At 48.5% G+C, this 14382-nt stretch carries 9 protein-coding genes; 2 read left to right on the forward strand and 7 right to left on the reverse strand.

The genetic code is table 11. The features are described 5' to 3' along the window. The first annotated feature begins 53 nt into the window (after nt 1-53). Nucleotides 54-5006: a cadherin repeat domain-containing protein gene (locus tag B5D40_RS02750; RefSeq protein WP_078775680.1), complete on the forward strand. Its 4953-nt coding sequence runs from the start codon at nt 54-56 to the stop codon at nt 5004-5006. Between the two features lie 4 nt (nt 5007-5010). Here B5D40_RS02750 and recQ read toward each other — a convergent pair whose 3' ends face one another. From recQ to B5D40_RS15530, 4 genes are all read right to left on the reverse strand, one after another. Further along, on the reverse strand, nt 5011-6819 hold the full coding sequence (recQ, locus tag B5D40_RS02755) for a DNA helicase RecQ (RefSeq protein ID WP_078775718.1): 1809 nt from the start codon (nt 6817-6819) through the stop codon (nt 5011-5013). Between the two features lie 130 nt (nt 6820-6949). Further along, nucleotides 6950-8833, reverse strand: coding sequence for a molecular chaperone HtpG (gene htpG / locus B5D40_RS02760; RefSeq protein WP_078775681.1), 1884 nt, complete (start codon nt 8831-8833; stop codon nt 6950-6952). 356 nt (nt 8834-9189) lie between these two features. Further along, complete coding sequence (locus B5D40_RS02770; RefSeq protein WP_078775683.1) at nt 9190-9855, reverse strand: MauE/DoxX family redox-associated membrane protein; 666 nt, start codon at nt 9853-9855, stop codon at nt 9190-9192. Then, nucleotides 9855-10025 carry a hypothetical protein gene (locus tag B5D40_RS15530; protein ID WP_158222070.1) on the reverse strand — a complete coding sequence of 57 codons (171 nt, stop codon included), beginning with the start codon at nt 10023-10025 and terminating at the stop codon, nt 9855-9857. Before B5D40_RS15530 ends, B5D40_RS02770 begins: the two co-directional genes overlap by 1 nt. 226 nt (nt 10026-10251) lie before the next feature. Between B5D40_RS15530 and ilvD the strand changes: the two genes are divergently transcribed. Next, on the forward strand, nt 10252-12099 hold the full coding sequence (gene ilvD / locus B5D40_RS02775) for a dihydroxy-acid dehydratase (RefSeq protein ID WP_078775684.1): 1848 nt from the start codon (nt 10252-10254) through the stop codon (nt 12097-12099). 159 nt (nt 12100-12258) lie between these two features. On the opposite strand, the gene B5D40_RS02780 is transcribed toward ilvD, so the two are convergent. Genes B5D40_RS02780 through B5D40_RS02790 form a run of 3 tightly spaced genes read right to left on the reverse strand, consistent with a single transcriptional unit; the run spans nt 12259 to nt 14382 of the window. After that, a complete protein-coding gene (locus tag B5D40_RS02780) occupies nt 12259-13506 on the reverse strand; it encodes an N-acetylmuramoyl-L-alanine amidase (protein WP_233126557.1) in 1248 nt (415 codons plus the stop codon). A gap of 50 nt (nt 13507-13556) precedes the next feature. Next, complete coding sequence (gene smpB / locus B5D40_RS02785) at nt 13557-14039, reverse strand: SsrA-binding protein SmpB (RefSeq protein ID WP_073306186.1); 483 nt, start codon at nt 14037-14039, stop codon at nt 13557-13559. Next, nucleotides 14029-14382, reverse strand: coding sequence for an HU family DNA-binding protein (locus B5D40_RS02790; protein ID WP_078775720.1), 354 nt, complete (start codon nt 14380-14382; stop codon nt 14029-14031). The genes smpB and B5D40_RS02790 overlap by 11 nt, the downstream gene beginning before the upstream one ends.

Genomic DNA, 14382 nt, shown 5'->3' on the forward strand with positions numbered 1-14382 from the left:
ATTATATATATTGGTAATGAAAAATTCTTCAATTTTTCAAGGGTGGATGTGTCATGATGAATAAAAAATGGAAATCTTTGGTTATGGGACTGGCCCTGCTAGTCTGTGGGGCGAATGCGGAAACGACATTCGGTAAAACGATATTTCCGCTGCGTTTCTATTCGGTGAAGAATCCCGGAGATACCGCGCTTCAGCTGGATGCCTGGAATTTGCTGGTCAAGTACAAGCTGTTTGCCCGTGGTGTCAATGGCGATGGCATTATATTCAAAGGACAGAATGTTTTCATTACGGATTCTGTCGGTTATTCGGGCAGCGCAACCGGCAACTTTAAAATGGGCGGAAATACTAGGCATTTTCTCGGTGGCCCAGTACTTTTTGGCGGTGTTTTTTCTAACGGAGATGGATCGGATACCTTGACGGGACCGGTTCGGTTTTTGAAGTCTTTTGATGTTTCTTCCAATGGGCGTGAACAGAACGCCTTTTATGGAAATCTCTGTTTGGACGGCGGTTATAATTCAAATACGGAGGCAGGGCTCAAAGGCAAAATTTTAAGTGCTGCGGAATGTCAATCAACGGATCTCGTTCCCGCAGTGGACACCACTTTGGACGTTCCTACGCTGGATTCCAACGTTCAGAAAACCACAGTCTATCATTCTCCTTTGAATGCGACAAATTCCCAGACTTCGTATATCCATGTTCCGCCTTATTCGGCGACGGATTCCAATTCTTTTAATTACTTTGTCCAATCGATAAATTTTTCCAATAACGGAAAGCTTGTCGTTGTCATGCCTCCGGGCGGGCGTCTAACCAAAATTTTTGTTAAAGAATCGATTGTCGGCCTTGGAGGATCCGACCATAACAATATATCTGTTGCGGAAGCGTCTTCGCTGGATGATTGGAACGCCTCGAATTCGACTTGGAATACGACAAATTTGGTCAGCGTTTCTAATTCCGAGTATCAGGGCAATCTGCTTTTCTATACGCCCAACGACATCCATTTTGGCGCGGGGCAAAAGGCTATTCAGGGAACTTTCATTTCGGGCGGCACGATCAATTTTGCTCAGCATACCAATTTTGCGGGGCAGTTGCTTGCCAAGGTCATTTATATTGATGCGGATTTTTCGGCAAAAGATTTTCGCTATGTGCCTTTTGATCCGCCTGTATTGGATATCGATCCGACGGCGATGGGTTCTGGCGTCTTTTTGGAAAACGGTGTCGCTCAGAATGTTCGAATCACCTTGTCGGATACCCCGATTACTGCAGTCGTTTTCAATTATTGCTTTGTCCTAAGCGATGTTGCGAACAGCAATGCGTCCCTTTTGGCGAACAAAGCGGATTTTGAAACTGCGGGAATGCCGATTTGTACGGTGACAAACGGCGTTGTTTCGGGGGATTCTGGAATTGTGGAGTTCAGTTCGGGAAAAACCGAACCTCGAAAACAGGTTTTGGTGACGCCGAAAAAAGACAATCTGATTGAAGGAAACGAGACTTTTAAATTGTATGTGTTCAATATGAGCGGAGCTGTTTTGAAAGGAAACAAACGCGCCGGGTATTTTTCATTGACAGTCAAAGATGCCGATGTCAATACCGCTCCGCAATTCGATACTTCCTCGTATGAATTTAAGGAAGATGAACACAGTCCCAAGGGCGATTCTGTCGGAGTTGTTCATGCTACGGATAAGCAATCCTCCGACGTGGTGCATTATTATATAGCTTCGGGCGATACGTCGCTTTTTGGCTTGGATGCGGTGACGGGAAAAATCACCTTGAAGAAAAATGTTCTGGATTACGAATCTAAAAAAATCGAATATACCATTTATGTGTATGCAACGGATGGTTCGTTGAATTCGGACACGATTCCTGTTGTGATTCGCGTGCAGGACATTAATGAAAAGCCGACCGCGGTTGACACGTCATTCACGGTGCTGGAAACGGCGGCGAAAGGTTTTGCCTTTGGTGTGATTCTGGCGTCGGACCCTGACACATTGAACAAGGCAAAATTTGGGAATCTCACTTATAAATTGCTGAACGAGACGGGCGCATTTGCCATCGAATCCAAGAGCGGCAAATTCACTTTGAACAGCGCGCTCGATTACGAAGCGAAAAATTCTTATACGGTTTTGGTCGAAGTTTCGGATGCCGGCGGACTTAAGGATACGGCAAAGGTCGTCGTTCGCGTGCAGGATGTGAACGAAAAGCCGACGGTGCGCGATACGGCATTCACGGTGGCGGAAACGGTGGAGAAAGGTTTTGCTTTCGGTGTTATTCAGGCGTCGGATCCAGATATTTCAACTTCGCCTTTCGGTACGCTTTCCTATACATTGCTGAACGAGACGGGCACGTTTGCCATCGAATCCAAGAGCGGCAAATTCACTTTGAACAGCGCGCTCGATTACGAAGCGAAAAATTCTTATACGGTTTTGGTCGAAGTTTCGGATGCCGGCGGACTTAAGGATACGGCAAAGGTCGTCGTTCGCGTGCAGGATGTGAACGAAAAGCCGACGGTGCGCGATACGGCATTCACGGTGGCAGAAAACGCGGAAAAAGGAAAAACGCTTGGCCGGGTCGAAGCTTCGGATCCGGATATACTGACTCCGGCTTTTGGAACCATCTCTTATAAAGTTCTGACAGAGACGAGCGTCTTTGCGGTAGATCCCAGCACGGGAACGGTAACGTTGAAAGGCTCTCTCGATTACGAAGCGAAAAATTCTTATACGGTTTTGGTCGAAGTTTCGGATGCCGGTGGACTCAAGGATACGGCAACGGTCATTGTTCAGGTGCTGAATGTAAATGAAAGGCCTGTGATTCAAAATGTGACTGTTTATATCGATGAAGAATGTCGCGGCTGTGCCGCTTCGACAAATGTGTCTGCCGCCGATCCGGACGGCGATCCTTTGCATTTCTCTGTGCAAAAGGATACCAGCGGTCTTTTCCAAATTGATTCTGTAACGGGAAGAATTTCTTTGAAAAAAGATGAAATTCTGGATTACGAAAAGGATTCGGTATATTCCATTTCAGTTGTTGTTTCGGATCCGGATGGACTCAAAGATACGGCTTCTGTAACGATTCGGGTTCGCAATGTCTTGGAAACAGTGGAAATCACTTATGCGGAATCGGGGGATTCCTGTTGGGTTAAACCGGACACGATTTATACGAATAATCCGAAGACTTACATCAAATGGACGACTCCGAGAGGAGAATTGGACAGCACGGTTGTTGCTAGCGAAGGCAAGAATGTGGTGAAAGTTTCCTATCAGGATGGTTTCGCGCAAGTCGTCATCTTCTTGAGTACGAAAATTCCGGAAGTCTCGGTAAGTGCGTCCAATGATAAAACGGGCGACCCAAGCGGCGTAACTATTGTGGAACAGAAAGATGCTGATGATACCGCCAGTTACATTCGTTCCAATACGGCTCTTGTCACCGTTGTTGTTTCGGATTCTTCGGATGGTAAGGTTGTTCAAAGCGAGTCCGCCTTTAAGGTGGAATTGGACACAGCGACAGTCACAAAATCGCAAATCGAAACTGCGGAAAAGACGGTGGGGAAAGTCACTCTTGTCGATGAATCGGATTTGTCGCCGAGTGTGACCGTAAGCCATTCCGTTGTCGGTACAAATCGCATTCAGGTAAGCTATCTGGATACGACTTCAAAAGGAACAATTGTCAAAGTGTCGTATTGGACGGATGCCGATGGCAAGCGTCTGGTCGATGAAAATGGCGAAGAATTTTACGAAGTCGCCTACACTTACAAAGATATCGATGGAAAACAGGTGACGCTTTCCTATACGGTTGACGCTTTGGGAACAGTGAAAACGGATTCTGATGGAAATGTACTTTACTCGGTCAGCTATACGAAAACGGCAATGGGAGCCGATGTGCATTCTTCTTATGAAGTGCTCATTTCTTATCAGGTTAATTCAAAAGGCGTTCATGTGACGGATTCTGACGGCAATATGATTTACAATGTCGCTTATACGTTCACGAATTCTTACGGCAATTCGGCTACGGCGACTACAGCGATTATTGTGGATACAAATCCGCCAAAGGTTAAAATCCTTTCTCCGGAGAATCTGCTTGTAACGAGCAATGTTTCTGTTGCCGTCAAGTGGGTGGTCAATGATATTGAACAAGACACATTGCAGTATCAGGGCTTAAACGAAGGAAAGAATCTCATTGTTCGGACTTATCGCGATAAGGCTGGAAATGAAACCTCGGACACGGTTGTGGTGATTTTGAAAGCGGGTAAATTGATTAACGTGGAAATGGAAAACACTCTTGTTTCTTCGGATCCGAAGCGGGTCGATAAATTTACGGCAGCTTCAAACAGTGAGCCGGGAACTTCTTTCGCTTTGAGTGTTATGAATGTGAAAACCGGAAAAGAAGAAGAGACTCAGGCGGGTTCTAAAGGCGGAGTTTCTCCGGGTTCATTTAAAGAACCTTATGAGGGACTTTCGGGTGAGCATTTGGGTTCGACACTTCACATTACGGCGCAAGCTCCAGCTGTAGATCAGACGGGAACATCTTCGACTCTTTCGAGTATTTTGGAAAACGGGTATGTTTCTTTGGATAGCGGTGGCGGCTGGAACCGTAAAAAAATAGAAGTCCATGATTTTATAGAAAACCATTGTTCTGTGGATTTCCAAAAAGCCTATGATTCTTTAGGAGCCGCTGCCAGTCTTTATACGACGACAATCCATCTTCGGATTTGGTTCTTCACGACTTTGGGTGACTACGTAAGCGATTACAGCTTTAAACAAAACATCTCTACGGAGCATATCGATGCGACGGGAGGAATCCAGCTGTATTTTGAATTGAAACCGGATGAAGAGGGCTATTTAAAAGCCCAGGATGGACGTAAACTTGGTACGGGAACATACATCTATAAATCGGATGTTAAAATCCGTTCGGTTTTGCAATGCGACTTGCCCGATTTGAAACGCGGCTCTATCCGTCGGGATGACGACAATATCCTCACAAAATGGGGCTATCGACGCCCAGACGTCAAGTAACGTTTTATAACAGCTGGCAGATTTTCTGAACGAAAATCTGCCCGTATTTTTTGAGCTTGAACGAACCGATTCCGGGAATATCGGCAAATTCTTCCATGCAGATGGGCTTTTGGCGTACGATTTCTGAAAGGACTTTGTCGTTGAAAATCATATATGCCGGAACATCTTCTTTTTGGGCCAGTTCCATGCGGATCTGACGCAGTTCTTGAAAAAGAAAATCGTCTTTGCAGGAAGGTCTGGATTTTTCGACGGGAAACGGCTTGGAAAGTTCTTCTTGTTCGCGAATCAATGCCAGTTCAATTTTCCTCTTGCCAAAAAGGATGTCCTTTCCGAAAGGCGTAATGGATAAATGCTGGCTGGGTGCGTAGCTTTTTTCAATGGCTCCCAAATGAATGAGCTGCATCAGATAGGCAGCCCACTTGGCGGTCGGAGTCGTTTTTCCAACTCCAAAAGTTTTTAATGCGTCGTAGTGCTTTTCTAGAATTGCCGCGTGGCGTTTTCCGCAGAGGATATCGATGATGGTTTGAGAGTTCTCTTTTTCGTGGGTGCGAAAAATGGCGGACAAGGCTTTTTGGGCAAGGATGCTTCCGTCAAAACGCTTGGGCGGGTGTTCGCAAATGTCGCAGTTGTTGCAGTCGTGGTCAAAAGTTTCCCCGAAATAGCTCAAGAGAATGCGCCGACGGCAAATGGGGCTTGTCGCATAATGTTCTATGCGGTGCAATTTTTCAATTTGAAGTTCTTGTTCTCCGCTTTCTTCCGCAAATTTGGCCAGCTGAACCATATCGCTGTCGGAATAAAAAAGGAGAGTGTCCGAAGGCATTCCGTCCCGTCCGGCTCTTCCGATTTCCTGGTAATAGCCTTCCATATTTTTGGGAGTGTTGAAGTGGATAACAAAGCGGATGTCGGGCTTGTCGATTCCCATTCCAAAAGCCGTTGTTGCACAGATGATTTGGATGCGGTCGTGCAAAAAATCTTCTTGTATGCGGATGCGTTCTTCGGTTTCCAGGCCGGCGTGGTATGCGGCAACCCGAAAGCCGTTTTGCGAAAGTTCTTTGGCGACGGATTCCGTTCCTCGTCGAGAAAGGCAATAGATGATTCCGGATTCCCTTTTGTGGTTTTGAATGAAACGGATGATTTGCTGTATTTTTTCGCGCTTGCGATAATTGACCTTTACCGCTAAATGGAGATTGGGCCTGTTAAAGCTGGAAAGAATCGTATTTTCTTTAGGGATGGAAAGCTGTTCGAGAATATCATTGCGCGTTGCAGAATCGGCGGTGGCGGTTAGGGCAAGCAGTGGAATCTGGGGAAATTGTGTACGCAGAGCATGCAATTCGGCATATTCGGGGCGAAAATCGTGTCCCCATTGAGAAATGCAATGCGCTTCGTCGATGGCGAATAGCGAAATTTTTATTTTGGGCAGCAGCTGGTGCATTTCAAAATGAATGCGTTCTGGTGAGAGGTAAAGCAATTTTAGCTTGCCTTGTATGGCTTCGCTTCGAATCCGTGCGCTCTCTTCTTTGGAAAGTTGGCTGTTGAGCGCTGCGGCGGCAACTCCGTTTTCTCGCAGGTTGTCCACCTGGTCTTTCATAAGGGCGAGCAAGGGAGAAACCACGATGCAAGTTCCCGGATTTACCAGCGCGGGAATCTGGTAGCAAATCGATTTTCCACCGCCGGTTGGCAAGAGGGCTAGCGTGTCTTTATTTTCAAAAATCTGGCGAATAACGGCTTCTTGCGCAGGACGGAAAGAGGTGAAGCCAAAGATTTCTTTGAGTTGCTTTTGTGCTAAAATCCAACGGTTTTCAGAACGGGTCATTTCAGTTGCCATAAGGTATGTTGAAAGGAGGTGCTTTATTTCTGCCATTTTGCGCAATGGCGGTCTGCTTAAAAAAATGCCGCCTTATATAGAAATATAAGACGGCATTGTGTGTTTGTATTTTTGACGATTAGTGAATTTGGGCGGAAAGCAGCTTTGTGATGGCTTGAACGTATTCTCCCGGATTTTCCAGTTGGGAACCTTCGGCAAGAACCGCTTGTCCATAAAGGGCTTTCGGCCAGTCTTCCAGGGCTTCCTTATTGGCTGTTTTGTCCTTGAGCATTTTGCAAATCGGATGATTCGGATTGATTTCCAGAATGCGCTTGGACTTGGTGACTCCCTGTCCCATGGCGGCCATCATGCGTTCCATGTGGTGGCTCATTGCGGCTTCGTCGGTGACGAGGCAGCAGGGGCTGTCTTTCAGACGGCTGGACACCCGGACTTCCTTGATGTTTGCGTCCAAGATTTTTTGCAATTCGCTGCAAAGATCCTTGTATTCCGCTTTGGAAGCTTCTTCCGACTTTTTTTCCTCTTCGGTCTTTTCGAAATCCACGTCTCCCCGGCTGATGTCGTGGAATTTTTTCCCTTCAAATTCGGTGAGGGCGTTCATCATAAATTCGTCAATCGGATCGGAAAGGAGCAGGACTTCAAAATTCTTGTTCTTGTAGGCTTCGAGAATCGGGCTTGCTGAAATCGCTTCTTTGTTTTCGCCGATGAGGAAGTAGATTTCCTTCTGTTCCTTCGGCATATTTTTCACGTATTCTTCAAGGTTTGTGAACTTGTCGCCGGATTTTGTCGATTTGAAAAGCGTAAGCTTTTTGAGTTCGTCCAAGTGTTCCCAGTTCATGTAGAAGCCTTCCTTGAGAACCATGCCGAGCTCTTTCCACCAGGCTTCGTATTTTTCCCGATTCTGGGTCTGCATTTCGGAAAGTTTGTCGAGAACGTCCTTGATGACGCGTTTGCGAATCGTCGTGATGATTTTGTTCGACTGGAGAATTTCACGGGAGACGTTCAGCGGCAGATCTTCGGAATCGACGACGCCGCGCACAAAGCGGAGCCACGGCGGGAGCAAATCCTTGCAGTCGTCCATGATGAAGACTTTTTTGACATACAGTTTTAGCCCGTTGATGCGGTCGTTCTGCCAGATGTTGAACGGTGCTTTGGAAGGAATATAAGTCAGCGTCCAGAATTCCTGGGAACCTTCGGCGTGGGAGTGCTTCCAGGCCAGAGGCTCGCCGCCTTCGTGGGAAACCGTCGCGTAAAAATCCTTGTATTGCTGTTCGGAAATTTCTTTTTCGCTTTGACGCCAAAGAGCGGGCTTGTCGTTCAGGCGCGTCGGTTCTTTTGTCTCCATTTCGCCTTTGTCGTTTTTCGTCGGCTCGTGGTGCAGGAAAATGCCGTAGGAAACGAACTCGCTGTATTTGCGGACGATGGATTCCACGCTCCATTCCGAGGAAAATTCCTGGAAGTCTTCGCCGTCTTTCAAGTAGAGGGTGATTTTTGTGCCGACTTCCTGCTTGGGCATATCGGAAATTTCGTAGGAACCCGTTCCGTCCGAACTCCAAAGATAGCCGGATTCTTCGCCGGCTTTGCGTGAAAGCACTTCGACTTTGTTTGCGACCATAAAGGCGGAATAAAAGCCGACGCCGAACTGTCCGATTAAATCCACGCTGGATTTGTCGGCGTCTTTCAGATTTTGCACAAAGTGCTTGGTGCCGCTGCGGGCGATGGTGCCGAGACAGCTTATCAGATCTTCCTTGTTCATGCCGATTCCGTTGTCTTCGACGGTCAGCGTTTTGTTGGTGCTGTTTACGGAAAGATCGATTTGCAGCTGGGTGCCGATGGGGAGCAGACTCGCGTCGGAAAGGGAGAGGAAGCGGCGTTTGTCAAGGGCGTCTGCGGCGTTGGAAATCAGCTCGCGGAGAAAGATTTCCTTGTTGCTGTACAAGGAGTGGATCATCAAATGTAGCAGGTCTTGAACTTCGGTTTGAAATTCTTTTTTTTCGGTTGCCATGTTCTAGTGTCTCCATTTTATACGGTGCAGCGTTTCAAAATGAAACATTACGCCGGGTTCTTGTTGATTTCGCGAATGAATATGCAATAACCGTGCCAATCATATTGTTGCTTGGGTGGGCGATTCCCCGGCTTTTCCGTTTTGAAAGCCTGCGCGGGAAAATATTTTTTTGCTTTATCGCGTGAGGCATGCGGAGGGTGGCGCGGGATTTGCCTTGGAAAATTTCGCGCCCAGTGCGAAGCACCGACTGGAAGGTAGCCCGTAGCTCGCCGACCCGCAAGGCGGGGCACGCCCAAGTTTTTTCAAATTTTCATTTCGCCCGATTTTCACCTTGGCAAAAGAATCCATTTGGGAACTTATTTTTTCCAGATGCCGATGATGCTTCGGTTCGGGCGGAGTGTCAGCCAGAATGTCGGGCCGATGAGAATCAGATCGCGGATGAGGGCGGTCCACGCTTCGCTTTTGCTTTGCGCGCCTTCCAGTTCAAAGCAGCCGCAGGTGATTCCTAAATCCAGGGCGAGCGCCCAGGTCAGCGCGATGATGAACGAGACGAACATCCAGAAAATGGCCAGGGCGGATTCCTTGATGAATGGCGTAAAAATCATGGCAAGCCCGAACCACAATTCAAATTGCGGATAGACCAGACCGAAAAAATTGTTGATGAAGTCCGGCAAGAACTGATACTGCGCGACCAGGGTGGCGAATTGCTTGGGATCCTGGATTTTAAAAATGCTCGCGAAGACGAACATGCCGCCGATGCCGATTCGGAACAGGGTTTCCAGACCTTTGATGGTAAAATCCTTGTCCTTTCTGTAGGCGGGGACGACGAACAATATGCCGAGCGCCAGCGAAGCCAATCCAACGTGGATATTGTATTTCCAGATTTTGGGGAATTTTTCAATGAGAAATTCTTTATCGGTAAAAGTCAAAAAGGATTCCGGGAATGCGACTTCGGCGACGGAAACGGCGACAAGAAAAGTGGCAATCAGCAGGAGAGCGGCGGCAAAAATGTGCTTGCGCATTAAAAGCCCTCCGGTTTTTCCATGACTTTCTGCGTGCCAATCCATTCGACGGAGCGATCTTCGCCGACTCGGAAATTGTTGATGATGGCTAGGAGGATGCAGGCGGCTGCAAATATGAAAAGCAGTTTCCAGTTGAAACTTTTGATGTATTGCAGAATTTTTTCTTTCATAGTGTATAATCTATAAAAAGGCGGCCTCTAAAAAATTGCTTTGGTGAAGAAATAGTGATTCGTGTGCTTCGACAGGCTCAGCAACCGTTTGTCGAACTAATCGAAGGGCTGCAACCGATTGGAAAATGAATTTTTAGAGACGCCAAAATAGGCGTGAAAAATCTGTATCAAAGATTTGTTCTATCAAGTTTTCTATAATTTCTGCGGAATCTATAAGAGGTAAAACATGAAAGATTTGCGTTCTAAAAAGACGATTGATGGTCGCGAAATGGCTGGCGCTCGTGCGCTCTGGATTGCGACAGGCACAAAGCCCGAAGAATTTGGAAGACCTGTAATCGCTATTGTAAACAGCTTCACGGAATTTGTTCCGGGGCACGTCCACCTGCGCGAAGTCGGCAAGATTGTCGCCGAGGAGATTCGCAAGGCGGGAGGCATTCCCAAAGAAATGAATACGATTGCCGTGGATGACGGCATTGCAATGGGTCACGGCGGAATGCTCTACAGCCTTCCTTCTCGCGAATTGATTGCGGACAGCGTGGAATACATGGCGAACGCCCACTGTGCGGATGGCCTGGTTTGCATTAGCAATTGCGACAAGGTTACTCCGGGAATGCTGATGGCTTCGATGCGTTTGAATATCCCGGCGGTGTTTGTTTCGGGTGGTCCGATGGAAGCCGGGCATGTCACGCAAAAGGATGGCTCGGACAGGGCTTTGGATTTGATTGACGCCATGATCGATTCTGCGGACGATTCCATTTCCGACGAGGATTCCGCGGCGATTGAAAAAGCGGCTTGCCCCACTTGCGGCAGCTGCTCCGGGATGTTTACCGCCAACTCGATGAATTCCCTGACGGAAGCGATTGGACTTAGCCTGCCCGGAAACGGGACGATTGTGGCGACCAACGCAGAACGGAAAAAACTTTTTGAAGAAGCGGGACGCCGCATTGTGGAACTTTGCCACCGCTATTACGACGAAGACGATGAATCCGTATTGCCACGTTCCATTGCGACAAAGAAGGCGTTTGAAAATGCGATGCGCTTGGATATTGCGATGGGCGGCAGTTCGAATACCGTACTCCATTTGCTCGCCGTGGCTCAGGAAGCACAGGTCGATTTTACGATGAAAGATATCGACCGCCTTTCCCGCAACACGCCGTGCATTTGCAAGGTGGCGCCGACTGTGCACAATATCCACGTGGAAAACGTGAACCGCGCTGGTGGTATTATGGGAATTCTGGCGGAACTGGATCGCATGGGACTGATTCATCGCGACGCGCGGACGGTGCATGCCAAAACGATTGGCGACGCTATTGATCAAAATGACGTGATGAAAAATCCTTCGGAAGAGGTGAAAAATCGCTATCTCGCGGGACCGGGTCGGAAGTTTAACATTTCGGCGTTCTCGCAAAATTTCCATTACGACTCGCTGGATTTGGATAGGGAACATGGCGCCATCCGCGATGGGGCGCACGCTTATTCCAAAGATGGCGGACTTGCGGTTCTTTACGGCAATTTGGCGATTGACGGCTGCATTGTGAAAACCGCGGGAGTTGATGAATCCATTTTGAAGTTTACCGGCCCGGCTATCGTTTTTGAAAGCCAGGAAGAAGCGGTCGAAGGAATTCTCGGGAACAAGGTGAAAGCGGGCGATGTTGTCGTGATCCGTTACGAAGGTCCCAAAGGCGGCCCTGGAATGCAGGAAATGCTTTATCCGACGAGCTATTTGAAAAGTCGCCATTTGGGAAAGAGCTGTGCGCTTTTGACCGATGGGCGTTTTTCGGGCGGAACGAGCGGCCTCTCCATTGGGCATGCTTCTCCCGAAGCGGCGAATAAGGGCAATATCGGGCTTGTCCGGACGGGCGATATGATCGAAATCGATATTCCGAATCGCACGATCAATGTGGGTCTTACCGATGCGGAACTTGCTGACCGCCGAAAAGAAATGGAAGCCCGCGGAGCCAACGCCTGGAAACCGGAAAAGCGAAACCGCCTTGTATCCAAAGCATTGCAGGCTTATGCGAAGATGGCGTCCAGCGCAGACAAAGGAGCCGTTCGCGACATCTCTGGCATTTAGCTTGGCAAAGAATGTGGAAATCGCCCCGTTTTTAACGGGGCGATTTTTATGTATAAAGTGAAAGCGACCGATAATACTTCGTAGCTAGTGATTAGGAAATAGCGGTCAGAAGGAGAGGCTTTCTTGTTCGTGAGCGCACCTCCACCGCTTCGCAGACGATTATCGCGATAGCGTTTTCAGATATTCGTCGATCGCTTTTTTATAGGCTTCGACGCCTTGGGCCAGTCGCTTTGCCATTTCCTGCTGGCCTTTTTCGGAATTCATGTATTTTTCTTCTTCGGGGTTGCTGATAAATCCCAGTTCGACAAGAGTGGCTGGCATGAATGCCCCGACCAGAACCATAAATCCCGCACCGCCGGCACCCGAACCCATTTTAGAAATTTTCCCGCTTTCGTAAGTGTGAATCGCTTTTTCGGTAAAGATGTAGCTTGCGTGTTTGTACTGCTCCAAGCGGGCCTGGATTTTCAGCCAGTCGAGGGGCGAAAGTTCGTCTTTGGTATTTTTATCGCCGTAGGTCTTGGCGACTTTGTTTTCCCGCCGGGCAATCGCGCGGTCTTCTTCGCTTTCTGGGTCGCGCAGCACGTAAATTCGGAATCCCTTTGTTTTTTTCTTGCGTTCCTTGTTGCCGTCGATGGCGTTGCAGTGCAAGCTGATGAAAAGGTCGCCGTTCCATTTGTTCGCCAGTTGCGGACGTTCGGAGAGCTGGATGAATACGTCGGTGCTCCGGGTCAGTTTGACGCTGAATCCTTTGGCGGAAAGTTCTTTTTTCAGTTTTAGGGCGACGGCTAGAACGATGTCCTTTTCCTTTGAAATCAGCCCGATGGCTCCGGGGTCCTTTCCACCGTGTCCGGGATCGATGATGATGGTCTTGACTTCGCGGGATCCGGCGGGTGCGTTCTTTTTCGGGGCGACGGACGTGGATTTGGAGGGCGATTCCGTTTTTGTTTTTGGCGTTGGCGAGGCATTTGCCTTGGCTTGGGCCTCAGGCACTTGCGCTTTTGGGGGCGGCTCGGGTTTTGAAAGAACTTGCTCGGTTTGCGGAGCCGCGGCGGAAGGCGTCTGGACCACTACGCTAGAATTTTCGACGGTTTCTTGGACCGGGATTTTCAGAATTTGATTGGCGGTGTCAAGAAGATAGGCTTTGGAAAAAGCCGCGCTAAAAATGTCGGCGGTTTCTTTGGCCGGAGTCCATACGGCGTCTTCTTCATAAGTGGAAGCTTCGCTCAGCCGGAGCGCTTTCCCGTTGGCGTAGATGTAGGAGAACCCGAGAACGAACGAGCATGAAAAATCTTTGCCCTCGGCTTTGAATCGGCGCAAGGTCGGATCCAGCGTGGCCGTAAGCCCTTCCGCTTTGGAAAGCTCTTCGATGGCGAGCATCCAGACGCCGTTCTTTTTGGCAAGGCGCACACTACCGCCCTCTCCGTAAGAGAAGCCTAAAAGAACGAACAGGGCGAGGACTAGTGCCTTCCACCGGCTTTGACGATTCTCGCGATGGCGAGCTTTTCGTCCCGGGCGATGACGTCCGCACGCTTGTCTCTTTGATCTTTGCCTCGGCATATTCCTATTTCGAGTTTGGCGTATCGTTGTTTAAAATAGAGTTTCAAAGGAATCAGAGTGAGCCCTTTCAGTTCCGTCGCTTTGCGCATCTTTTGGATTTCGGAGACGTGCGCGAGCAATTTGCGCTTGCGCTGGGGTTCGTGCCCGAATCTTTTCGCGAAAAAATATTCGTCGATGTGCGCGCCGACCAGCCAGAGTTCGTTTTTGTCTTTGGAAACTTCGACCCAGGCTTCGCTGAAGCTGCATTTGCCAGCCCGGATGGATTTGATTTCGGAACCGACGAGTACAATGCCGACTTCAAAGCGGCTTTCGATAAAGTAGAGGTGCTGCGCTTTGCGATTGACTATCGTAGGCGTTTTGGGAATATTCTGATTATTGGCCATATCCGTCTTCGTTCTCTATTTTTTCGATAAATTCGCTGTCGGAAGACTTGGAATCGAAAATTTTGTTCAGTTCCCGGCTGGCTTCAAAGACGGGGCGAATCTGGGCTTTGACATCGACGGGTTCACCGGTTCGCGGGTTTCGCGCTTTCCGCGCTCCACGCATCCGGAGTTTGAATCGGCCAAAGCCGCGCAGTTCGATATTTTCCCCGTTGATGAGAGCCTGTGAAATCGCATCCAAAAAATTTTCCACGATAACTTTCGTATCGACTTGCGCTAGACCGACGCGGGAGGCGATCTCTTCCACGATGTCTTTCTTGGTCAAATTGTTTTTGGACGCTTTCAT

The sequence above is a fragment of the Fibrobacter intestinalis genome (assembly GCF_900167415.1).
Classification (GTDB): Bacteria; Fibrobacterota; Fibrobacteria; order Fibrobacterales; family Fibrobacteraceae; genus Hallerella; species Hallerella intestinalis.

Excerpts from the sequence above, each read along its gene's own strand:
- smpB (WP_073306186.1), bottom strand. The coding sequence starts at position 14,039 with ATGGCCAATAATCAGAATATTCCCAAAACGCCTACGATAGTCAATCGC.
- recQ (WP_078775718.1), bottom strand. The coding sequence starts at position 6,819 with ATGACCCGTTCTGAAAACCGTTGGATTTTAGCACAAAAGCAACTCAAA.
- htpG (WP_078775681.1), bottom strand. The coding sequence starts at position 8,833 with ATGGCAACCGAAAAAAAAGAATTTCAAACCGAAGTTCAAGACCTGCTA.
- ilvD (WP_078775684.1), top strand. The coding sequence starts at position 10,252 with ATGAAAGATTTGCGTTCTAAAAAGACGATTGATGGTCGCGAAATGGCT.
- B5D40_RS02750 (WP_078775680.1), top strand. The coding sequence starts at position 54 with ATGATGAATAAAAAATGGAAATCTTTGGTTATGGGACTGGCCCTGCTA.
- B5D40_RS15530 (WP_158222070.1), bottom strand. The coding sequence starts at position 10,025 with ATGAAAGAAAAAATTCTGCAATACATCAAAAGTTTCAACTGGAAACTG.
- B5D40_RS02790 (WP_078775720.1), bottom strand. The coding sequence starts at position 14,382 with ATGAAAGCGTCCAAAAACAATTTGACCAAGAAAGACATCGTGGAAGAG.
- B5D40_RS02770 (WP_078775683.1), bottom strand. The coding sequence starts at position 9,855 with ATGCGCAAGCACATTTTTGCCGCCGCTCTCCTGCTGATTGCCACTTTT.